The sequence below is a fragment of the Sporichthya brevicatena genome, assembly GCF_039525035.1.
Lineage (GTDB): Bacteria > Actinomycetota > Actinomycetes > Sporichthyales > Sporichthyaceae > Sporichthya > Sporichthya brevicatena.
The window spans coordinates 178,410-199,728 of sequence record NZ_BAAAHE010000044.1; the positions used below are offsets into that span (position 1 = coordinate 178,410).

Below are 21,319 nucleotides of genomic sequence, written 5' to 3' on the forward strand. Positions count from 1 at the left end.
CAGTCTCGTGGGTGCGATGGTAACGACGCCGTAACCCGGGGCAGAATCCGACCGTGGGCTACGCCACGGAGCACATGGTGATCGTCGCGGTCGTCCTCGGCGTGCTCGTTCTGGTCCTGCGCTGGGCCTTCTCACCCCGTCCGACGTCGCTGCTGGCACGCCGTCCGCGGACCGGGTCCGAGCACGACTACGGGCTGATGACGCCCCTCGCCGCGCCCCAGGACGCTGCGGAGGGCGCGCAGATCAGCTCACTGCTGGCCCGGTCGGGGATCCGCAGCCGGGTCGTCGAGACGCACGACGGACTGCGCGTCATGGTGTGGAACGACGACCTGCAACGCGCCCGCGAGTTGCTGCTGGGCTACTGATCGACCGCGCTGCGCGACCGATCCGCGTGAGCGAACTCACTCGTGAAAGTGGTCCGGATCCGGCTCGCGGACGACCTGGGCGCCGAGGGAGTTGAGCTGCGCGACAAAGTCGGCGTACCCGCGGTCGATGTGGTGGACGTCGGTCACGATCGTCTCGCCCTCGGCCACGAGGCCCGCGAGGACGAGACCCGCACCCGCACGGATGTCGTGCGACCGCACGGGCGCCCCGGACAGGTGCGGGCGGCCGCGGATGACCGCGTGGTGGCCGTCGGTCTTGATCTCGGCGCCGAGGCGAACCATCTCGTCGATGAACATGAACCGCGCCTCGAAGATGTTCTCGGTGACCATCGCGGCGCCCTCGGCGACGGTGTTGAGCGCGATGTAGGCCGGCTGCAGGTCGGTCGGGAAGCCCGGGTACGGCAACGTCATGATGTCGACCGCCTCGGGGCGGCGGTTCATCTCGACGCGGAAGCCGTCGGGCATCCACTCGACGTCCGCGCCTGCGGTCACGAGCTTGTCGAGCGGGAGCTCCAGGTGATGGGGGTTCGCGTTCAGGATCGTGACGTCGCCGCGCGTCATCGCCGCCGCGACCGCCCAGGTGCCGGCGACGATGCGGTCGGGAACGGTGCGGTGCGAGGTCGGGCTCAGTGAGCCGGCCGGGACGCCCTCGATCTCGATCGTCGAGGTGCCGGCGCCGGAGACCTTCGCGCCCATCTGGATCAGCATGTCGGCGAGGTCGACGATCTCGGGTTCGCGCGCCGCGTTGTCGATGACCGTCGTGCCGTTGGCGAGCACCGCCGCCATGAGGATGTTCTCGGTGGCCCCGACGCTCGGGAAGTCCAGCCAGACCGACGCTCCGGTCAGTCCCTTCGGGGCCTCCGTGATGATGTAGCCGTGCTCGGACTCGCTCGTCGCGCCGAGCTTGGCCAGCCCGCCGATGTGCATGTCGAGCGCGCGCGAGCCGATGTTGTCACCGCCCGGCAGCGCGACCTTCGCGCGACCCAGCCGCGCGACCAGCGGACCGAGGACGCAGATCGAGGCCCGGAGCCGGCGCACCAGCTCGTACGGCGCCTCGTGCGAGAGCTCGGCCGGCACGTCGATCACCACGGTGCCGGGCCGCTGTTCGACCTCGCAGCCGAGGCGGCGCAGCAGCGCCGACATGAAGTCGATGTCGAGGATCTCCGGGACGTTCGTCAGCGTCGTGCGCCCCTCGGCGAGCAGCGCAGCCGCCATCAGCTTGAGGACGCTGTTCTTCGCGCCGTCGACGCGCACCTCGCCCGCCAGACGGGCCCCACCCGTAACCCGGAACCGTTCCACGCGTAGATCGTAGGGCGCGGCGCGTCAACCGGACGGGCGCTTCGCGCGTCTTGCGGGTGTCAGGAACCCCCTGCACCCCCTCGGCAGGCCCCCTGGAGGCCGACATGTTCCGTCGGAAGACGCCCCGCATCCGTTCCGTCCTGCTCTCCGTCGCCCTGCTGGCCGGCGCCTCGGCCACGTTGGCGGTGCCGTCCCTCGCCGACGCGGCGGGCGGGTCGAGCGGGACCAGCAAGCTCGTCGCGATCCGGACGGCCACCCATCCGGGCTACGACCGCCTGGTGTTCGAGTTCTCCGGGAAGCTGCCCTCGCACACGTTCGTGCAGTGGGCGCCCAGGATCGCCCACGACGGGTCCGGCGACACCGTGCCGGCGGCGGGTAACGCGTTCCTGCAGATCGGGCTGGGCGGCGTCACCGGGTACACGAAGAACTACGCCTCCACCTTCGGCCCCCTGCGCCGTTCCACCGGCAACCAGAACCTCAACGAGGTGGTCCACGCGGGTGAATTCGAGGGCATGGTCTCCTTCGGCGCGGCGCTGATGGCGCGCACCTCCTACAGCGTCCTGAAGCTGACGAAGCCCAGCCGCGTCGTCATCGACATCCGCAACGACTACGCGCGGACCCGCGTCCCGGTGTACTTCACGAATCAGGCCACCGCCGAGACCCGCTCCGTCTGGCGCGACGTGCCGGCCGGCGCCCCGGCCACCGGCGCGCTGCACCGCATGTTCGCCGGGCCGACGGCGGCCGAATCCGCGGCGGGCGTGGGCAACATGCTCTCGAAGGCCACCGGTTTCACGAACCTCTCGATCAGCAACGGGATTGCGCGCGTCCGCCTCACCGGCGGCTGCTCCGCCGGCGGCGGAGCGTTCAGCATCGCGAACCAGATCGACGCGACGCTCTCCCACTACCCGACCGTCCGCTGGGTGAAGATCTACTCGCCCACCGGCCAGACGGGCGCCCCGACCGGAAACTCGGACTCGCTCCCGACCTGCCTGGAGCCGTAGCGTTCGGCCATGACGACCACACGACGCCTGTCCCTCGCCGCCGGTGTCTCCGCGGTCGGCCTGACGGTCACGCTGCTGCCGACGGCGGGCGCGACCGCCGCCTCGACGGCGGGCAGCGAGGGCGAGCAGGCGACCGTCGCCGCGGCGGGCAAGATCACGAAGCGCTGCACGAGCACGGTCCGCGGCCGCACGGCGCGCATCCAGATCAAGGTCAACGTCGGCGCCAACGGCCGGGACGTCCAGGCGATCAGCCTGCGCATCACCGACAACGGCGAGACCGGGATCTACCGGAACAAGAAGATCAACATCAAGAAGCTCCGCCTGATCATCAAGGACCAGGACGGCAAGACCCAGCTGAGCCAGCTCGTCGCCCCGTCCTCCCCCGGCGGCTACGACATCCCCGCCTCGGCGGGCGAGGGCGCGGGCCTGGTGCGCACGCGGGTCGAGTTCCGCTCCAGCGGCCACACCGTCGTCCGCAACTGCGCGATGGTCATCGACTGATCACCGGCCGGAGCCTGCGCGTGCTGCTCGCCTAGGCTGCACCGCATGGTCAACCTGACGCGGATCTACACCAAGACCGGCGACGACGGGACGACGGCGCTCGGCGACTTCAGCCGGACGTCGAAGAACGACCCCCGCCTGGCCGCCTACGCGGACTGCGACGAGGCGAACTCGGCGATCGGGGTCGCGATCGCGCTCGGCGACCTCGCGCCCGACCTGGTCGAGCTGCTGACCCGCATTCAGAACGACCTGTTCGACGTCGGCGCCGACCTGTGCAATCCGATCGTCGAGAACCCCGCCTACCCGCCGCTGCGGATCGGCGAGGCCGACATCGAGCGCCTCGAGGCCGCCTGCGACCGCTACAACGAGGATCTGCCGAAGCTGAAGAGCTTCATCCTGCCCGGCGGGACGAAGGGCGCCGCCCTCCTCCACGTCGCGCGTACCGTGACCCGCCGCGCCGAGCGCTCCGCCTGGGCCGCGTACGAGGCGCACCCGGACAGCACCAGCAAACTCCCGGCGAAGTACCTCAACCGATTGAGCGACCTGCTGTTCATCCTCGGCCGCGTCGCGAATGTGACATCAGAGGGTGGGGACGGCGACGTCCTCTGGGTGCCCGGCGCCAACCGCTGAGCACACGCGGCCGAGGAGAGCGCGAAACCCGGACGCCCCTGTTTAGTGCCTGTGAACCCGGGCACTGCGAATGAATGCGTAGCAAACCGAACAAACACCGTTCCCCGAGTCCGACCCGCACCGTGGCCACGCGGGCCGCGGTGGCCGCCGGCGGCGCGCTCCTCGCCGTCGCCGCGAGCGCCGGCACCGCGTCCGCGACCACCGCCGCTCCCGCAGAAGAGCCCTGCACCGGCACCCCGCTGGACCTCGTGCTCTGCCCGGACTCGACCGAGACCGAACCCCACTCTCCGGAGGAGACCACCCCGCCTCCGGGCGAGGACCCGACGACACCCCCGCCCGCCGATCCCGGCACTCCGCCGGCCGATCCGGGCACGCCGCCCCCGGCCGACCCCGGCACCCCGCCGGTCGACCCGGGCACGCCGCCGGCCGACCCGGGCACGCCGCCCCCGGCCGACCCGGGCACGGCACCGCCGCCGCCCGGCATCTGACGCCAGAGACCAGTTCCAGGACCCACGCGGTCCGTCGCGGCCCGGCCGCGGCGGGCCGCGCCTGCGTTGCGCGGCCGCGTCAGGCGACCATCGGGTCCTTCGGCGGGGCCGCCTCGACCCAGGAAAGAAAGCCCGTCATCGCGTCGTGGGTCATCGCGAGCTCGAGGGGCTCGGTGCCCAGCGCGCAGACCAGGACCACCGAGCCGACGGAGACCGTGTGGGTCTCGGCGGTGGTCGCGTCGCGCCGACTGCGCACGCGGAGCTGACGGCGGGTCAGAACGTGCCGCGGCCGCCAGCGGAGGCTGAAGATGGGGAACCACTCGACGCGGTCCCCGTGGTACCGGCCGATCCCGTAGGACCAGCCCTCCCCGTCCGGATGATCACCGAACCGGAGGCTGCAGGCGAACGTACCGACCGGGCGGGACAGCACCATCCGTCGCACGGTCAGGGCCAGCAGGGAGAGGCCCACAAAGGCGAGCAGGCCGATGACGATGTCGAGAAACAGCATCATCGGCCCTCCCCTGCCGTGCGGTGCCCTTGCGGGTCAGGCCTCCCGGCCCGCGGCGCGCAGACGCGTCTGCGCCCGCTTGGCCGCGTCGCCCTCGGGGTCACCCTCGGACTTGGCCCGGTCCAGCGCACGCTGGGCGCGGGCCACGTCGATGTCGGTGCCGAGCTCGGCCACCTCGGCGAGGATCGACACGACGTCGTCCGCCACCGAGATGAAGCCGCCGTGCACGGCCGCCGTGACGGTCTCGCCGTCCGGCGTACGGATCGTCACCGGGCCCGACTCCAGCACGCCGAGCACCGGTACGTGTCCCTTGAGGATGCCGAGCTCGCCCTCGAGGGTGCGCGCGATGACGATCGTCGCCGGACCGCGATAGACGTTGCGGTCCGGAGCGACGACGTCGACGGAGAGCGTGTCAGCCACGAGCCAGTTCCTTGGCCTTCTTCTCGACGTCCTCGACGCCGCCGCACATGAAGAACGCCTGCTCGGGCAGGTGGTCGAACTCGCCGGCCACGAGCGCCTTGAAGGAGGCGATGGTCTCCGAGAGCGGAACGAACACGCCGGGCTGGCCGGTGAAGGCCTCGGCCACGAACATCGGGTGCGAGAGGAAACGCTCGATGCGGCGGGCCCGGTTGACGGCGACCTTGTCCTCTTCGGACAGTTCGTCGATACCGAGGATGGCGATGATGTCCTGCAGCTCCTTGTACTTCTGCAGGAGCCGCTTCACCGACTGCGCGACCTGGTAGTGCTCCTCGCCGACGATCTGCGGGTCGAGGATGCGGGAGGTCGAGTCGAGCGGGTCGACGGCCGGGTAGATGCCCTTCTCGGTGATGGCCCGGGAAAGAACGGTCGTCGCGTCGAGGTGGGCGAACGCGTTGTGCGGCGCCGGGTCGGTGATGTCGTCGGCGGGGACGTAGATCGCCTGCATCGAGGTGATCGAACGACCACGCGTCGAGGTGATGCGCTCCTGCAGGAGGCCCATCTCGTCGGCCAGGGTCGGCTGGTAACCGACGGCGGAGGGCATGCGGCCGAGCAGGGTCGACACCTCGGAACCGGCCTGGGTGAACCGGAAGATGTTGTCGATGAACAGGAGCACGTCCTGCTTCTGCACGTCGCGGAAGTACTCCGCCATCGTCAGCGCGGTCAGCGCGACGCGAAGACGCGTGCCCGGCGGCTCGTCCATCTGACCGAAGCAGAGCGCGGTCGAGTTGATGACGCCGGACTCGGACATCTCCAGGAAGAGGTCGTTGCCCTCACGGGTGCGCTCGCCGACACCGGCGAAGCAGGACACGCCACCGAACTCCTGGGCGACGCGGCGGATCATCTCCTGGATCAGAACGGTCTTGCCGACACCGGCACCACCGAACAGACCGATCTTCCCACCCTTTACGTAAGGGGTGAGGAGGTCGATGACCTTGATGCCCGTCTCGAGGATCTCGGTGCGCGACTCGAGCTGGTCGAAGGGCGGCGGGTCGCGGTGAATCGGCCAGCGCTCGGTGATCTGCAGGCTCTCGGCCGGCACGTCGAGCGGGTCGCCGATGGTGTTCCAGACGTGGCCCTTGGTCACGTCACCGACGGGCACCGAGATCGGCGCGCCGGTGTCGATGACCTCGGCGCCGCGGGTCAGGCCGTCGGTCGGGTTCAGCGAGACGGCGCGGACCAGGTTGTCACCGAGGTGCTGCGCGACCTCGAGGGTGAGCGTCGAGGTGACACCACCCATGGTGACCTTCACCTTGAGCGCGTTGAAGATCGCGGGCATCGCGCCGACGGGGAACTCCACGTCGGCGACGGGGCCGATGACGCGGGCGACCCGGCCGGTCGCGGTCGTGCCCCCAGGAAGTGTCTCAGCAGCGGTAGCAGTCATCTGTCGTATCCCTGTCCCTTATTCGCTTCCTGCGGTCGCGTCGGCGAGCGCGTTCGCGCCACCCACGATTTCGCTGATTTCCTGGGTGATCTCGGCCTGCCGGGCCTGGTTGGCCGACCGGGTGAGGATGTCGACCAGTTCGTTCGCGTTGTCGGTCGCGGACTTCATCGCGCGGCGACGCGCAGCGAACTCCGAGGCCGCCGACGTGAGCAGCGCGTAGTAGAAGCGGCTCTCGACGTACCGCGGCAGCAGCGCGTCGAGCACCTCCTCCTCGTCGGGCTCGTAGTCGTACTGCGGGAGCGGGCCACCGCCCTGCGCAGCCGCGGCGGCAGCCGCCGCGGCGCTGCCCTCCTCGACCTCCTCGACCTCAAGCGGGAGGATGCGGCGCACCACGACCCGCTGGGTCAGCATCGAGACGAACTCGGTGTAGACGAGGTGGATCTCGTCGACACCGCCCTCCTCGGTGGGGGTCTTGAAGGCCTCGATGACCACGTCGGCGATCGCCTTCGCGTCGTCGTAGGTCGGCCGGTCCGAGAACCCGCTCCACTCCCCCGCGAGGGCGCGGTTGCGGAACTTGTACCAGGTGACGCCCTTACGCCCGGAGACGTAGGGCACGACCTCGCTGCCCTCCTCGCGGAGCAGGCTCGTCAGAGCCTCGCCCTCGCGCAGGATGTTGGCGTTGAAGCCGCCCGCGAAGCCGCGGTCGGAGGTCAGCAGGACGACCGCGGAGCGGGTCGGGCTGGCCTTCTTCTCGGTGAGCAGCGGATGGTCGACGGTGCCGGCCTGGCTGACCAGGGCCGTGACCGCGCGCGTGATCGCACGGGCGTACGGCTGGGCCGCCACCGTGCGCTGCTGCGCCTTGATGATCCGGGACGAGGCAATGAGCTCCTGCGCCCGCGTGATCTTCGCGGTCGACTTAACCGACCGGATCCGCTGCCGGAAGATCCGGAGTTGAGCGCCCATTCGTCAGGCCTTCTTCACCTTGGTGATCTTCTCCTGGTCGACGTCCTCGTCGTCCATCGCCGCCACCGCAGCCTCCTTGGCCAGCGACTGGCCCGAGGAGGTCGTGAAGCCCTTCTTGAACTCCGTGATGGCGTCGGCGAACACGGCGAGGTCCTCGTCGCTCAGGTTGCCGGTCTCGCGGATCGTGTCGAGGGTGCCCTTGTGCTTGAGGCTCAGGTAGTCGAGGAACTCCTCCTCGAAGCGGCGGATGTCCGCGACCGGGACCTCGTCGAGCTGACCGGTGGTACCCGCCCAGATCGAGGCGACCTGACGGTCGATCGAGAACGGCGAGAACTGCGGCTGCTTGAGGAGCTCGATCATGCGGGCACCGCGCTCCAGCTGGGCGCGGGAGGCCGCGTCCAGGTCGGAGGCGAAGGCCGCGAACGCTTCCAGATCTCGGTACTGCGACAGGGCCAGACGCAGCGTGCCGGCGACCTTCTTCATCGCCTTGACCTGCGCGGCACCACCGACGCGGGAGACCGAGACACCGACGTTGATGGCCGGGCGGACACCCGCGTTGAACAGGTCCGACTCGAGGAAGCACTGGCCGTCGGTGATGGAGATGACGTTGGTCGGGATGTACGCCGACACGTCGTTGCCCTTGGTCTCGATGACCGGCAGACCCGTCATCGAACCGGCGCCCAGGTCGTCCGAGAGCTTCGCGCAACGCTCGAGGAGCCGCGAGTGCAGGTAGAAGACGTCGCCCGGGAAGGCCTCGCGGCCCGGCGGGCGGCGGAGCAGGAGGGAGACGGCGCGGTAGGCGTCGGCCTGCTTGCTCAGGTCGTCGAAGACGATGAGGACGTGCTTGCCCTGGTACATCCAGTGCTGGCCGATGGCCGAGCCGGTGTAGGGGGCGATGTACTTGAAGCCGGCCGGGTCGGACGCCGGGGCGGCGACGATCGTCGTGTACTCCAGGGCGCCGTTGTCGGCGAGGACCTGGCGGATGTTGGCGATCGTCGAGCCCTTCTGGCCGACGGCGACGTAGATGCAGCGGACCTGCTTGGTCGGGTCGCCCGACTCCCAGTTGGCCTTCTGGTTCAGGATCGTGTCGACCGCGATGGTGGTCTTGCCCGTCTGGCGGTCACCGATGATCAGCTGGCGCTGGCCACGGCCGATCGGGGTCATCGCGTCGATGGCCTTGATACCGGTCTGCAGCGGCTCGGTGACCGGCTGGCGCTGGACGACCGAGGGGGCCTGCAGCTCGAGGATGCGGCGCTCGGTGGTCTCGACGGCGCCGAGGCCGTCGAGCGGGTTGCCGAGCGAGTCGACCACGCGACCGAGGTACGCGTCGCCGACCGGCACCGAGAGAACCTCACCGGTGCGGCGGACCGACTGGCCCTCCTCGATCTTCGAGAAGTCACCGAGGACGACGACGCCGATCTCGCGGACGTCGAGGTTCTGCGCCAGGCCGCGGGTGCCGTCCTCGAACTCGAGGATCTCGTTGGCCATCGTCGAGGGCAGGCCCTCGACGCGGGCGATGCCGTCACCACACTCGATGACCGTGCCGACCTCGTCGCGGGTGGGGGCGTCGGGCGAGTAACCCGAGACGAAGCGCTCCAGCGCCTCCCGGATCTCGTCCGGCCGGATCGTCAGCTCCGCCATGTCCTTCGTCTCCCTGTTCCTGTTACTCGTTCAACCGGCGTTCGAATGGGGCTGCGAAAAATCAGCGCTCGAAGCGCCGCTTGAGCCGGTCGAGCCGACCGGCGATGGTTCCGTCGACGACCTCGTCGCCGACCTGGACGAACAGACCGCCCACGATCGACGGGTCGACCTCGGCCTTGACCTGGACGTCGTGGCCGTAGATCCCGGCCAGCGCGCGGGCCAGCCGGTCCTTCTCCTGCGGCTCCAGCGGAACCGCGGACCGCACCAGGGCGACGAGCTTGCGCCGGCGGTCCGAGACCGCCTTGCCGAGGTGCGCGATGTTGCGCTCGGGGGTACGGCCACGGGGGTGGCTCACGACCTGGCGCACCAGGCGGACGGTCGAGTCCTTCGCGCGCCCGCTGAGCAGACCGGCGACGAGCTCACCCTTGCGGTCCGCGCCGACGGCCGGGTCCACCAGCGCGCCGCGCAGTCCCGGCTCCGCCTCGACGATGCGGCCGAAGCGGAACAGCTCGTCCTCGACGTCGTCGAGCTCGCCGAGCGCCTCGGCCCGGGCGATCTCGGCCAGCACCGCGAGGTTCTCGAGGCCGTCGGCCATCTCGCTCGGGCGCGACCAGCGCTGCGCCGCGAGGGTCGTGACGACCTCGAGCGTCTCGCCGGACACCTTGCCGCTGAACAGGACCTGCGCGACCTCGCTCTTGGCCGAACCGGGCCGGCTGGGGTCGGACAGCGAGCGGCGGAGCATGTGCTCGGTGTCGACGACCTGCAGCACGGCGAACAGCTCGTCCGAGAGCCGGGCCAGGCCGTTGGCGTCGAGCCCGCGGCTGACCTGGTCGAACCGGTCGACGGCAGCCGCGAGGGCCGCCTTGGACGCACCCCTCACTAGAACAGCCCTCCCTGACCGGACTGGCCGGCCGTCTCTCCGGCCGGGGCCGAGGCCACCGGCGCGTTGGAGCTGGCGATCGAGCCGCCCTCGAGCTCGGACAGGAACCGGTCGTTGATCCGGCGCTGCACCGCGTCGTTCTGGAGCGCCTCGCGGACCTGCCGCTCGGCCAGCTCGACGGCCATGGAGGCGATCTCGGCCTGCAGGGTGCGCACCGCGCTGACCCGCTCGGCCTCGAGGGCCTCGGTGGCGCGGGCGGTGATCTCGTCCGCCCGGGCCTGCGCGGCGGCCGCCGCCTCCGACACGATCTGCTGGTTCTGCTCCCGAGCGTCGGCCCGCAGCTTCTCGGCCTCGGCACGAGCCTCGGCGACCGCGTTGTCGTACGCGGCCTGAGCCTCCGCCAGCTTCTGGCTGGCGGCCTCACTGTCGGCGAGCTGCTTGGCGATCCGCTCCTGCTGGGCCGACATCAGCTTCAGCACCACCGGCACGAGCCACTTCGCGAGGATCGCGACGATGACCACGAAGCCGATGAGCTCGATCGTGACGCCCTTGGCACCGCCCGAGGCCAGGATCAGGTCACTCGTGGGTGACGTTGTCACTGAATTCATACCTGCTCCCCCACGACCCGGCCGGCCAGCTGACCGGCGAGGGCGGAGACGTCGGACTGCAACGAAGCCAGCGCACGCTCGCGCTCCTCGGCCAGCTGAGCCCGGGTGGTCGCGGTGATCTCGTCCGCCCGGGCCTGCGCCGCCGCGGCGGCCTCGTCGACGATCGCCTTGTGCTGCGCACGCGCCTCTTCGCGGAGGCGGTTCGCCTCGGCGCGAGCGTCGGCCATCGCGTTCTCGTAGGCCGCCTGGGCCTCGGCGAGTTTGCGCGTGGCCGCCTCGGTGTCCGACATCGATCCGGAGATCTTCGCCTGCCGCTCGGCCATGGCCTTGGCGACCGGCGGCACGATGAACTTCCAGACGACGAACAGGACGATCGCGAAGAGGACGAGCTCGACCAGCATGGTCGCGTTGGGGATCAGGAAGATGTCATCTTCCTCTTCCTCAATCCCCTCGGGGCTTTCCGAGGTGGCGATGCTGTAGGCGAGTCGCAGCACGGTGGGCTACCTACTTACCGATGACGAAGACGAACATCGCCATGAAGGCGAGGTTGATGAAGTACGCCGCCTCACACAGACCGACCGTCAGGAAGAAGATCGTGAACAGGCGGGACTGCGCCTCGGGCTGACGAGCGACACCGGAGATGGTCGCCGAGCCGGCGAGACCGTCACCGATGGCCGCGCCGATCGCGCCGCCGCCCAGTGCCAGGCCACCGCCGATAAGGCCGCCCGCGACCTTGATGGCCTCGGCCGAGAGCTCTGCATCGGTTGCCATGTACCTAATCCTTTGTGTGAGTGCTTGTCCCCGGGGGTCCGGGTACGTCTGAGGGGTTGACGGGTGAGGCTGGTCGTGCAGTCCGTGGGTCAGGCGTGCGCGAGTTCCTTCTCGCCGGGCGCCTTGTCGTGGCCGTCGCCGTGGCCGTCGCCGTGGCCGTCGCCGTGGTCGTCGTGCGCACCGTGGCTGGCCGCCATCCCGAAGTAGAGGATGGTCAGCAGGGCGAAGATGAAGGCCTGGATGACGCCGATGGCGAGGTCGAACAGCTTCCACGCGACGTTCGGCGCCCAGGCGACGTAGGTCGGCATCAGACCGATCAGGGCGATCATGATGCCGCCGGAGAAGATGTTGCCGAACAGTCGCAAAGCGAGCGTGAACGGCTTGACGATCTCTTCGAGCACGTTCAGCGGCAGCAGCGCCTTGTAGGGCTGGGCCAGGTGCTTGTAGCTGCCGATGCCGTTGAGCCGGATGGCGTTCACGTGCACCCAGATGATCACGACCAGCGCGATCGAGTACGTCAGGTTCACGTCGGACGTGGCCGGCGGCAGCCACTCGTGGGCCGGGAGCAGCGCCACCCAGTTGCAGAACAGGATGAAGAAGAACAGCGTGACCGCGAGCGGCACCACGAACGGCGACGTCTTGCCCAGGGAGTTGTCGACCTCGCCCTGGACCCAGCCGACCACGGCCTCCCAGAGGAGCTGAATCTTGCTCGGGACGCCGCTGGTGGCGGTCCGGGCGAGCCAGAGGCCCATCAGGATCACGATGGCGCCACCGATGCAGGTGGTGGCGATCGTGTCGATGTGGAGCTCGACACCACCGATGGAGATCTTGTGGTGCTTGCCGACCTCGACATCGGCAGCCATCACCAGATCGGGGTTCACGGCGTCGGACAGCCGGATCATCCGGAGCGCACCTCACGGTAGAGAACACCGGCGCTGCTGCCGATGATCGTGAATTGGAAGAAAGCGAGCCCGAAGAGGACGGCGAGACCATCGGGCCGGAACGCGAACATGATGTAGCCGGCGATCAGGGTGACCAGCGCGAGGCGCTTCACCACCGCCGCCATGAACTTCTTCTTGTTGGGGTTCTCCTCGCCGGCGTTCTCGGCGGCGAACTTCGCGGTGGCGGAGACCACCATCGCGGTGTTCAGCCAGCCCAGCAGGAGGCCGACGCAGAGAAAGATGCCGATCTTGGTCTCGCCGACGGCGACGCAGAAGATCAGCCCGAGCAAGCCGACGACCGCGCCGAAGCGCACCGAGAACTTGTAGCTGGAACTGGCCTTCATCAGCCCGACGCGCTCCATGCCACCTCGCTCTCTCATCACTTGCTCGCCCTGAGGTAGTCCGAGACCCGCCGCCACGTGGCGAGAACTCCGAGAGCCAGGCCGAGCACCAGGCCGATCAGGATGAAAACCGGGGTCGTGTCCAACTGCGTATCGACGAGCCACCCGAGGGCGCACCCACCGACGGCCGCGACCGCGTTCAACATCCCGATCCCAGCCAGCGCAAGCGCTGTCTCACGGATCGAACGTTGGTCTGGGGGATTTTCGTCGGAGGCCACGCCGCCTCCTTCCGGGCACTGCACAAACGGGCGCCGGCAGGGGCTAGGCGTCCGTTCGGTGTGGAAACTACCACCCGTACGGAGGAGTTCCGGACGGTGGGTCCGCTGCTACGTCAGCGCGTCGGTTTTCCGGTCGGTGCACCGACCCGCTGGATGACCGGGAGACGGAGCAGGACGACCCCGACGACCACCAGCAACGCCACCGCCACCAGGGCCCACGCCTGGGCGCTGACCAGGGACAAGGCCACGACGCCGAAGGCGATCAGGGCCGACCAGAAGTACATGATGAGCACCGCCCCGCGGTGCGAGTGACCGATCTCCAGCAGGCGGTGGTGCAGGTGCTGCTTGTCCGGCGCGAACGGCGACCGGCCGGACATGGTGCGCCGGATGATCGCGAGCACGAGGTCGAGGAACGGCGCCGCGATCGCCGCGAACGGCAGGATCAGCGGCAGCAGGGCAGGTGAGACGTCCTCGGACTCGACCGCGCCGAAGTCGATCTGCCCGGCGAAGCTCACCGTGGAGGCGGCCAGCACGAGCCCGATGAGCATCGAGCCGGAGTCCCCCATGAAGATCTTCGCCGGGTAGAAGTTGTGCGGCAGGAAGCCCAGACAGATGCCGGCGAGCAGGGCGGAGAACAGCGACGGCGAGATCGCGCGGTCGAACTGCTGCTCGATCGAGAGCAGGTACGTGTAGCTGAAGAAGGCCAGGGCCGCGGTCAGCGCGATCCCGGCCAGCAGCCCGTCCAGGCCGTCGACGAAGTTCACGGCATTGACCGTCGCGACCACGATGAGCACCGAGAGCAGGAACCCCGAGCTCGCGTCCAGGACGATCGTCGTGCCCGGCACCGGCAGGTAGGTCATCTGGATCCCGAGGACCACCATGACGCCGGCGGCCAGCACCTGCCCGGCGAGCTTGGTGACCGCGTCCAGGCCCCACTTGTCGTCGACCACCCCGAGCGCGCAGATGATCGTCGCCCCGGCGAGCAGGGCCCACGGGTCGTGCGAGTTCGCGAACAGCTCGCGGGACAGGAACGGGAGCTCGGCCGCCACCACCAGGCCGGCCGCGAGGCCGACCAGCATCGCCAGCCCGCCCATGCGAGGGGTCGGGACGGCGTGCACGTCCCGGTCGCGGACCTCCGCCATGACCCCACCGGCCAGGGCGGCCCGACGGACGACCCCGGTGGTCAGGTACGTGGCGGCGGCGGCAACCAGCATGGTGAGCAGGTACTCGCGCACGGCCCTATCGAATCAGTCGCGGCCGCGCGGCGCCGACGACGACCCGCTCGGACGGGCGCGGCCTAGACGGCGGACGAGCCACGACGCCCGGCCGTCGACGCCGGGGCCAGGTGCTCGACCAGCGCCGCCAGGCCCTCGGCGAGCATGTCGGCGCACAGCCGGAACACGTGCAGGGGCGCTCCGAACGGGTCCGGGATGTCGTCGGCCGGCCGGCCGGGGCCGGGGCGCGGGGTCCGCAGCATCGCGACGCGGTCGACCAGCACCCGCGCCCGCGCGGCCGGGTCGGCCTCGGGCAGCGTGGCCGGGTACACGCGGCGCGCGAAGCGCGCGAACTCCCGGATCGTGAACGTGCGCCCGCCGGCGTAGGGGTCGAGCAGGCGCACCTGCTCGCGGTGCTCGCGGGTCGCGCCGAGGATCAGGTCGGCCTCGAGGACCTGGTCGGGGTTCAGCTCGCGGGCGACGAAGCGGCCCGCCTCGATCCCCCGCTCGGCGAGGACGGCCGCGGCGTGCGGCTCCATCCCGGCGCCGCTGTGCCCCCAGGTGCCCGCGCTCTCGCAGCGGAACACGCGGGGGTCGGTGCCGATGGCTGCTCTCAGCTGGGCGCCGAGAATCTTCTCGGCGAGCGGGGAACGGCACACGTTCCCGGTCGAGACGATCAGGACGCTGAAACGCGTCGCGCTCACGCGCCCGAGCCTGTGGCCAGCTCCACGTCGGCGACCACCGACCGGATGTCGTCGACGCTGATGTGACCCGCGCGCAGGATCCGCGGGCGGCTCCCGGTCACGTCCACGATCGTGGACGGGATGTTGTCGTCGGTGGGCCCGCCGTCGAGGTAGACCTCCACCGAGTCGCCGAGCTGCTCGCGCGCCTGCGCGACCGTCGTCGCCGGCGGGTAGCCGGTGCGGTTCGCGCTGCTGACGGCCATCGGGCCGGTGGCCTTGAGCAGGTCGAGCGCGACCGGGTGCAGCGGCATCCGGATCGCGACGGTCTGCGCGGAGTCGCCGAGGTCCCAGGCCAGCGAGGGCTGCTGGTGGCACACGATCGTGAGACCGCCGGGCCAGAACGCGTCGGCGAGCTCGCGGGCGGCGTCCGACAGGCGCGCGGCGATCCCGTCCAGCGTGCGCATCGTGCCGATCAGCACCGGGACGGGCATGTCCCGCCCCCGACCCTTCGCGGCGAGCAGCGCCTCGACGGCCGACGGGGTGAACGCGTCCGCACCGAGTCCGTAGACCGTGTCGGTGGGCAGGACGACGAGCTGACCGGCCCCGACGGCGGCACCGGCAGCGGCGAGACCCGCCGCCCGTGCATCGGGATCGGCGCAGTCGTAGGACTGCGGCAAGGGTCTTACCTCTCGCTGGTGGTTCGGGGACGGTGGTTCAGGGACGGTGGTTCAGGGACGGGCCGGGCGCTGCGCGCAACGCACACGACGAACGACGCAGGGGGCCACGCTAGATCCCCTGACGGTGGCCTGCCAATGCGGGTGCACCGAATTCGTGACAGAAGACCGAATCAGGCACGAATCGCGGTGACGAACCGGTCCCGTTCGGTGAGGTCCTGCTGACTGCGCACCTGCGTCCACCGCCCGGTCCGGGCGAAAACCTCGACCACGGCGGGCCCCTGGACGTCCGCGTGCTCCACCGCCACGCGACCACCCGTGCGGAGCAGTCGACCGGCGGTGCGCTCGACCGCGCGCACGACGTCGAGTCCGTCGTCCCCGCCCCAGAGGGCGGCGGCGGGATCGTGGTCACGCGCCTCGACGGCCACGGATTCCCAAGCGTCCAAAGGAATGTACGGCGGATTCGAGACCACAAGATCCACTTCGCCGTCGAGTTCGGGCAGCGCGTCGGCGGCGTCGCCGGCGTGCAGCGTCACCCCGCTGCCGTCGAGGTTGCGCCGCGCCCAGGCGAGCGCGCCGGGGTCGAGCTCGACGGCGTGGACGACCAGGCCGGGGACCTCCGTCGCCAACGCGAGCGCGATGGCGCCCGACCCGGTGCACAGGTCGACGGCGACCGAACCGGCCGGTAATGATCTTGCAACGTCAACCATCTGACCCACCATCACTTCAGTCTCGGGCCGCGGGACGAAGACCCCGGGACCGACCGCGAGACTGACGTGACGGAAATGGGCGACGCCGGTGAGGTGCTGCAGCGGGGTGCGCGCAGCCCGCGCCTCGATCAACGGCGCGTAGGCACCGGCGTCGATCTCGTCGAACCGGACAAGGTCGCGGCGCTCGACGCCGAGCACGTGCGCGGCCAGTTCCTCCGCGTCCGTCCGCGGCGACGCGACCCCCGCGGCCCGCAGCTGCTCGGTCGCGGCCGCGAGCGCCGCGCGGAGCGGCTGCCGCGTCACCGGCTCGGACGTCACCGGCTCAGTCGTCACCGGCGAGGGCAGCGGCCTGGTCGCCCGCGATGACCGCGTCGATGACCGCGTCGAGGTCGCCGTCGAGGACCTGGTCGAGGTTGTAGGCCTTGAAGTTCACCCGGTGGTCGGAGATGCGGTTCTCCGGGAAGTTGTACGTGCGGATCCGCTCCGAGCGGTCGACCGTGCGGATCTGGCTCTTGCGCAGGTCCCCGGCCTCCTTGTCCGCCTCCTCCTGCGCGGCGGCCAGCAGCCGGGCCCGCAGGATGCGCATCGCCTGCTCCTTGTTCTGGAGCTGGCTCTTCTCGTTCTGGCAGGAGACGACGATCCCCGTCGGGATGTGTGTGAGGCGCACGGCCGAGTCGGTGGTGTTGACGCTCTGCCCGCCCGGGCCGGAGGAGCGGAAGACGTCGACGCGCAGGTCGTTCAGGTTCAGCTCGACGTCGACCTCCTCGGCCTCCGGGAGCACGAGCACGCCGGCGGCGGAGGTGTGGATGCGGCCCTGGGACTCGGTCACGGGCACGCGCTGCACGCGGTGCACGCCGCCCTCGAACTTGAGGCGGTCCCAGACGCCCTCGGCGTCGGTCCCCCGCGTCTTGATCGCCACCGAGACGTCCTTGTAGCCGCCGAGGTCGGACTCGGTGGCGTCGAGGACCTCGGCCTTCCAACCGCGGCGTTCGGCGTACCGCAGGTACATGCGCAGCAGGTCGCCGGCGAACAGCGCGGACTCCTGGCCACCCTCGCCGGCCTTGACCTCGAGGATGACGTCCTTGCCGTCGTTGGGGTCGCGGGGCAGCAGCAGCTGCCGCAGCTTTTCCCCCAGCTCCTCACGCCGCGCGGTCAGTTCCGGGATCTCGGCCTTGAAGGACTCGTCCTCGGCCGCGAGCTCCGTCGCCGCCGCGAGGTCGTCCCCGATCTGCTCCCACGCGCGGTGCGTCGCGACGATCGGGCCCAGCTCGGCGTACCGCCGGCCGAGCTTGCGCGCCGCGCCCGCGTCGGCGTGCACCGCCGGGTCGGCCAGCTTCTTCTCGAGCTCGGCGTACTCGTCGATCAGCTCCTGCACGGTCTCGAACACTGCTGGCCTCCTTCCGAACGTCGGTCCCGAACACAAGAACGCCGGCGAGGCGACCTCGTGGGTCGCCCGCCGGCGTCAGGAGAGCTACTTCTTCTTGCCGAAGCGCTTCTCGAACCGGGCCACGCGGCCACCGGTGTCGAGGATCTTCTGCTTGCCCGTGTAGAAGGGGTGGCACTGCGAGCACACGTCGGCGTGGATGACGCCGTTCTTCGCGGTGCTGCGGGTGACGAACGTGGCGCCGCAGGTACAGGTGACCTCGGTCTTGCCGTACTGCGGGTGGATGTCGGGCTTCACGACGCGCTCCTGATTCTCGTGGCTCCGGGTCGCCTCCGCTGGTCACGGGGGCGTGAACCGGAACCGGGTCAGTGTGCCAGGTCCTGGCGCACCCACCCAAACGCAGGTGCGCCTCCGGACATTCCGGGGGTGCGGGGACTACTCGTCCCCGCCCTCCTCGCCCGGGGTCGTCTTCTGGACCTGCATGAGGAACTCGATGTTCGACTTGGTCTTCCGCAAGCGCTCGAGCAGCAGCTCGATGGCCTGCTGGTCGTCCAGGGCGGCGAGCACGCGGCGGAGCTTCCAGACGATCTGGAGCTCGTCCTTGCTCATCAGGATCTCTTCCTTGCGGGTGCCGGACGCGTCCACGTCCACCGCCGGGAAGATCCGCTTGTCGGCGAGCTTCCGGTCGAGCTTGAGCTCCATGTTCCCGGTGCCCTTGAACTCCTCGAAGATCACCTCGTCCATGCGGGACCCGGTCTCGACCAGGGCCGTGGCGAGGATCGTCAGGGAGCCACCGTTCTCGATGTTGCGCGCGGCGCCGAAGAACTTCTTCGGCGGGTAGAGCGCGGTCGAGTCGACACCGCCGGACAGGATCCGCCCGGAGGCCGGCGCGGCCAGGTTGTACGCCCGGCCCAGGCGGGTGATCGAGTCGAGCAGCACGACGACGTCGTGACCGAGCTCGACCAGACGCTTGGCGCGCTCGATCGAGAGCTCCGCGACCGTCGTGTGGTCCTCGGCGGGGCGGTCGAAGGTGGAGGCGATGACCTCACCCTTCACCGACCGCTGCATGTCGGTGACCTCCTCGGGCCGCTCGTCGACGAGGACGACCATGAGGTGGCACTCCGGGTTGTTGCGGGTGATCGCGTTGGCGATCGCCTGCAGCACCATCGTCTTGCCGGCCTTGGGCGGGGAGACGATGAGACCGCGCTGGCCCTTGCCGATCGGCGCGACGAGGTCGATGACGCGGGTGGTCATCGAGTTGACGTCGTGCTCCAGACGCAGGCGCTCCTGCGGGTACAGCGGCGTGAGCTTGCCGAACTCGACGCGCTCGCGCGCGGCGTCCGGCTCCATGCCGTTGACGGTGTCGAGGCGGACGAGCGCGTTGAACTTCTCGCGCCGCTCCCCGTCGCGGGGCTGCCGCACCGCACCGGTGACGGCGTCACCCTTGCGCAGGCCGTACTTGCGGACCTGGGCGAGCGAGACGTAGACGTCGTTCGGGCCGGGCAGGTAGCCGCTGGTCCGCACGAACGCGTAGTTGTCGAGGATGTCGAGGATCCCGGCGACGGGGATGAGGACGTCGTCCTCGCTGATCTCGATGTCGCCCGGCTCGTAGCCACCCGGGCCCCGGGTCCGGCCGCCGCGCTGACGGTCCCGGTACCGGCCGCGGCGCCGACGGCGACCGCCGCCCTCACCGTCGTCCTCGTCGTCGTCGCGCGGACCGTTGTCCCGGTCGCGCTGGTCGCGCGGACCGCGGTCGTCCCGCATGCGGTCGTCACGGGGGCCGCGGTCGTCCCGCGGGCCGCGGTCGTCGCGGGCGCCCCGGTCCTCGCGGGCGCCCCGGTCCTCGCGCTGACCCCGGTCCTCCCGGGGAGCACGGTCCTCGCGGGGGCCGCGGTTGTTCGGGCCCGAGCCGTCGGGGCGGTCGCTGCGGTTGCGCTGGCGGTCGCGCTGGCGCTCCCGGCGCTCACTGCGCTCGGTGGTGTCGGCGCCGGAGTCGGTGTCGGCGGCCGCCGCGTCACCGGAACGTTCACCCGAACGGGTGTCGACGGCGTCGTCGGCGGGCGCGGTCGCGGGGCGCTGGGCCCGGCGCGAGGTCCGCGCGGGGGCCTCGGTGGTGTCCTCGGACTTGCTCTCCGGCTTGCTCTCCGGCTTGCTCTCCGGCTTGCTCTCCGGCTTGTTCTCGGACTTGCTCTCGGACTTGCTCTCGGACTTGCTGGGCGCGTCCGCGGGGGCCGTGGCCCCACCACCGGCGCGGCCCGCGGTGATCGCCTCGATGAGCTGGCTCTTGCGCATCCGGGCGGTGCCGGTGATGCCCATGCCCGCGGCCATGGCCTGCAGCTCCGAGAGCACCATGCCGTTCAGGCCCTCGCCACGGCGCCGGCGGGTCGTTCCGCCGCCGTCCCCCGACGACTCCGCCGTCGAGGAAGCGAGTTCTGTGGTTTCTGTCACTGGGTCGTGTCCTTCCGGACCTCACGTCGCACGGGACGTGGCAGGTCGGTAACTGACGGAACGCACCACGGCGCCGGGAAATCCGATGTCAGGCAGGAACTCGGCGGACCAGCGCACGCTTCGGGAGGATCTTCACCCGGAGATTCGACCGGCAAGCGCCACAGATTCCGGCGCGCCTAGGTGCGGCCTCACGATAACACGGTGGCTCCGAGCGGGTCGACGGACAGGCGGTGGACACGCCAGCCCTCCCCCGCCAGTCCGGCCACCTTCTCCACGGTGTCGCGCGTCGCCAGTGCGAGCACACTCGGCCCGGCCCCGGACACCGTCGCGGGCACTCCGTCCGCGCGCAGACGCTGAATCAGATCGAGGCTCGCCGGCATGGCGGGCCCGCGGTAGTCCTGGTGCAGTCGGTCCTCGGTGGCTACCAGGAGAAGCTCAGGATTGCGGGTGAGCGCCTCGACGAGCAGCGCCGCGCGGCCGGCGTTCGCCGCGGCGTCGGCGTGCGGGACGGTGCGCGGCAGCAGACCGCGGGCCTTGCGCGTCGACAGCTCCGTCGACGGCACGAACACCACCGGCGAGACCTCGGGCGACGCCTCGAGCCGGATCAGGTGCGGCCCGTCCGCCTCGGTCCACGCGAGCGTGAACCCGCCCGCGATCGCGGCCGCGACGTTGTCGGGGTGACCCTCGAGTTCGGTGGCCAGGCGGAGCAGCGCCACGTCGTCCATGCGCTGCTCACCGTCGACGCAGAGCGCGCGGGCCGCGACGATGCCGGCGACGATCGCCGCGGAGCTCGAACCCATGCCCCGGCCGTGCGGGATCGCGTTGCGGCACGCGACGCGCAGCCCCGGCGGCGGACCGCCGAGCTTGGCGAAGCACTCGTTCATGGCGCGGACGACCAGGTGCCGGCCGTCGCGATTGACGGTGTGCGCCCCCTCGCCCTCGACGGAGAGGGCGAGGCCGTCGGCCTGGACCTGCGCCTCCACGACGTCGTGCAACGTCAGCGCCAGGCCGAAGCAGTCGAACCCCGGGCCCAGGTTCGCGCTGCTGGCCGGGACGCGGACCCGGACGGCCTCGGAGCGGTAGGTCGGCGGCGACGAGAGTTGCTGCGACAA

26 protein-coding genes are annotated in these 21,319 nt (G+C 70.5%); 5 read left to right on the plus strand and 21 right to left on the minus strand.

Annotation, left to right across the window (positions count from 1 at the left end):
* Positions 1-53 precede the first annotated feature (53 nt).
* Positions 54-365: a hypothetical protein gene (locus ABD401_RS20775; protein WP_344608310.1), complete on the plus strand. Its 312-nt coding sequence runs from the start codon at positions 54-56 to the stop codon at positions 363-365.
* Between the two features lie 36 nt (positions 366-401).
* Here the strand turns inward: ABD401_RS20775 and murA are convergent, their stop codons facing one another.
* Complete coding sequence (gene murA / locus ABD401_RS20780) at positions 402-1,682, minus strand: UDP-N-acetylglucosamine 1-carboxyvinyltransferase (protein WP_344608312.1); 1,281 nt, start codon at positions 1,680-1,682, stop codon at positions 402-404.
* 104 nt (positions 1,683-1,786) lie between these two features.
* Between murA and ABD401_RS20785 the strand changes: the two genes are divergently transcribed.
* The 4 genes from ABD401_RS20785 to ABD401_RS20800 all read left to right on the plus strand — a co-directional run bounded on the left by ABD401_RS20785 (position 1,787) and on the right by ABD401_RS20800 (position 4,302).
* The gene (locus ABD401_RS20785; protein ID WP_344608314.1) at positions 1,787-2,683 is read left to right on the plus strand and encodes an AMIN-like domain-containing (lipo)protein; all 897 of its coding nucleotides are present in this window, start codon (positions 1,787-1,789) and stop codon (positions 2,681-2,683) included.
* A 9-nt stretch (positions 2,684-2,692) separates the two neighbouring features.
* Positions 2,693-3,184, plus strand: a complete 492-nt coding sequence (locus ABD401_RS20790) for a hypothetical protein (protein WP_344608316.1) — start codon at positions 2,693-2,695, stop codon at positions 3,182-3,184.
* Between the two features lie 45 nt (positions 3,185-3,229).
* On the plus strand, positions 3,230-3,814 hold the full coding sequence (locus tag ABD401_RS20795; protein ID WP_344608318.1) for a cob(I)yrinic acid a,c-diamide adenosyltransferase: 585 nt from the start codon (positions 3,230-3,232) through the stop codon (positions 3,812-3,814).
* A gap of 122 nt (positions 3,815-3,936) precedes the next feature.
* Entirely contained in the window at positions 3,937-4,302 is a 366-nt protein-coding gene (locus ABD401_RS20800) for a hypothetical protein (protein ID WP_344608320.1), read from the plus strand.
* A gap of 79 nt (positions 4,303-4,381) precedes the next feature.
* Here the strand turns inward: ABD401_RS20800 and ABD401_RS20805 are convergent, their stop codons facing one another.
* The 20 genes from ABD401_RS20805 to thrB form a co-directional block, all read right to left on the minus strand.
* Positions 4,382-4,813, minus strand: coding sequence for a DUF2550 domain-containing protein (locus tag ABD401_RS20805; RefSeq protein WP_344608322.1), 432 nt, complete (start codon positions 4,811-4,813; stop codon positions 4,382-4,384).
* A gap of 33 nt (positions 4,814-4,846) precedes the next feature.
* Complete coding sequence (locus ABD401_RS20810) at positions 4,847-5,230, minus strand: F0F1 ATP synthase subunit epsilon (protein ID WP_344608324.1); 384 nt, start codon at positions 5,228-5,230, stop codon at positions 4,847-4,849.
* Complete coding sequence (gene atpD / locus ABD401_RS20815; protein WP_344608326.1) at positions 5,223-6,671, minus strand: F0F1 ATP synthase subunit beta; 1,449 nt, start codon at positions 6,669-6,671, stop codon at positions 5,223-5,225. Before atpD ends, ABD401_RS20810 begins: the two co-directional genes overlap by 8 nt.
* An 18-nt stretch (positions 6,672-6,689) precedes the next feature.
* Positions 6,690-7,634 (minus strand): F0F1 ATP synthase subunit gamma, encoded by a 945-nt coding sequence (locus ABD401_RS20820; RefSeq protein ID WP_344608328.1) that lies wholly within the window; start codon positions 7,632-7,634, stop codon positions 6,690-6,692.
* A 3-nt stretch (positions 7,635-7,637) separates the two neighbouring features.
* Positions 7,638-9,275: a F0F1 ATP synthase subunit alpha gene (gene atpA / locus ABD401_RS20825; RefSeq protein ID WP_344608330.1), complete on the minus strand. Its 1,638-nt coding sequence runs from the start codon at positions 9,273-9,275 to the stop codon at positions 7,638-7,640.
* Positions 9,276-9,336: 61 nt separating this feature from the next.
* On the minus strand, positions 9,337-10,155 hold the full coding sequence (locus tag ABD401_RS20830) for a F0F1 ATP synthase subunit delta (protein WP_344608332.1): 819 nt from the start codon (positions 10,153-10,155) through the stop codon (positions 9,337-9,339).
* Positions 10,155-10,763, minus strand: a complete 609-nt coding sequence (gene atpF, locus ABD401_RS20835; RefSeq protein ID WP_344608334.1) for a F0F1 ATP synthase subunit B — start codon at positions 10,761-10,763, stop codon at positions 10,155-10,157. The genes ABD401_RS20830 and atpF (ABD401_RS20835) overlap by 1 nt, the downstream gene beginning before the upstream one ends.
* Complete coding sequence (gene atpF, locus ABD401_RS20840) at positions 10,760-11,257, minus strand: F0F1 ATP synthase subunit B (protein WP_344608336.1); 498 nt, start codon at positions 11,255-11,257, stop codon at positions 10,760-10,762. Before atpF (ABD401_RS20840) ends, atpF (ABD401_RS20835) begins: the two co-directional genes overlap by 4 nt.
* Positions 11,258-11,267: 10 nt before the next feature.
* The gene (locus ABD401_RS20845; protein ID WP_344608338.1) at positions 11,268-11,534 is read right to left on the minus strand and encodes a F0F1 ATP synthase subunit C; all 267 of its coding nucleotides are present in this window, start codon (positions 11,532-11,534) and stop codon (positions 11,268-11,270) included.
* Positions 11,535-11,623: 89 nt separating this feature from the next.
* Positions 11,624-12,436: a F0F1 ATP synthase subunit A gene (gene atpB / locus ABD401_RS20850; RefSeq protein ID WP_344608340.1), complete on the minus strand. Its 813-nt coding sequence runs from the start codon at positions 12,434-12,436 to the stop codon at positions 11,624-11,626.
* On the minus strand, positions 12,433-12,855 hold the full coding sequence (locus ABD401_RS20855; RefSeq protein WP_344608342.1) for a hypothetical protein: 423 nt from the start codon (positions 12,853-12,855) through the stop codon (positions 12,433-12,435). Before ABD401_RS20855 ends, atpB begins: the two co-directional genes overlap by 4 nt.
* Positions 12,855-13,094, minus strand: a complete 240-nt coding sequence (locus ABD401_RS20860; protein WP_344608344.1) for an AtpZ/AtpI family protein — start codon at positions 13,092-13,094, stop codon at positions 12,855-12,857. Before ABD401_RS20860 ends, ABD401_RS20855 begins: the two co-directional genes overlap by 1 nt.
* A gap of 113 nt (positions 13,095-13,207) precedes the next feature.
* Positions 13,208-14,329, minus strand: coding sequence for a glycosyltransferase family 4 protein (locus ABD401_RS20865; RefSeq protein WP_344608346.1), 1,122 nt, complete (start codon positions 14,327-14,329; stop codon positions 13,208-13,210).
* 62 nt (positions 14,330-14,391) lie between these two features.
* Positions 14,392-15,012, minus strand: a complete 621-nt coding sequence (locus ABD401_RS20870; protein ID WP_344608348.1) for an arsenate reductase/protein-tyrosine-phosphatase family protein — start codon at positions 15,010-15,012, stop codon at positions 14,392-14,394.
* On the minus strand, positions 15,009-15,668 hold the full coding sequence (locus ABD401_RS20875) for an L-threonylcarbamoyladenylate synthase (protein ID WP_344608350.1): 660 nt from the start codon (positions 15,666-15,668) through the stop codon (positions 15,009-15,011). The genes ABD401_RS20870 and ABD401_RS20875 overlap by 4 nt, the downstream gene beginning before the upstream one ends.
* Positions 15,669-15,838: 170 nt before the next feature.
* Positions 15,839-16,693, minus strand: coding sequence for a peptide chain release factor N(5)-glutamine methyltransferase (gene prmC, locus ABD401_RS20880; RefSeq protein ID WP_344608352.1), 855 nt, complete (start codon positions 16,691-16,693; stop codon positions 15,839-15,841).
* Positions 16,694-16,697: 4 nt separating this feature from the next.
* On the minus strand, positions 16,698-17,762 hold the full coding sequence (gene prfA, locus ABD401_RS20885; protein WP_344608354.1) for a peptide chain release factor 1: 1,065 nt from the start codon (positions 17,760-17,762) through the stop codon (positions 16,698-16,700).
* Positions 17,763-17,846: 84 nt separating this feature from the next.
* Positions 17,847-18,056 (minus strand): 50S ribosomal protein L31, encoded by a 210-nt coding sequence (gene rpmE, locus ABD401_RS20890; protein WP_344608356.1) that lies wholly within the window; start codon positions 18,054-18,056, stop codon positions 17,847-17,849.
* A 138-nt stretch (positions 18,057-18,194) separates the two neighbouring features.
* Complete coding sequence (rho, locus tag ABD401_RS20895) at positions 18,195-20,207, minus strand: transcription termination factor Rho (protein WP_425566211.1); 2,013 nt, start codon at positions 20,205-20,207, stop codon at positions 18,195-18,197.
* Between the two features lie 188 nt (positions 20,208-20,395).
* Positions 20,396-21,319: a homoserine kinase gene (gene thrB / locus ABD401_RS20900; protein ID WP_344608357.1), complete on the minus strand. Its 924-nt coding sequence runs from the start codon at positions 21,317-21,319 to the stop codon at positions 20,396-20,398.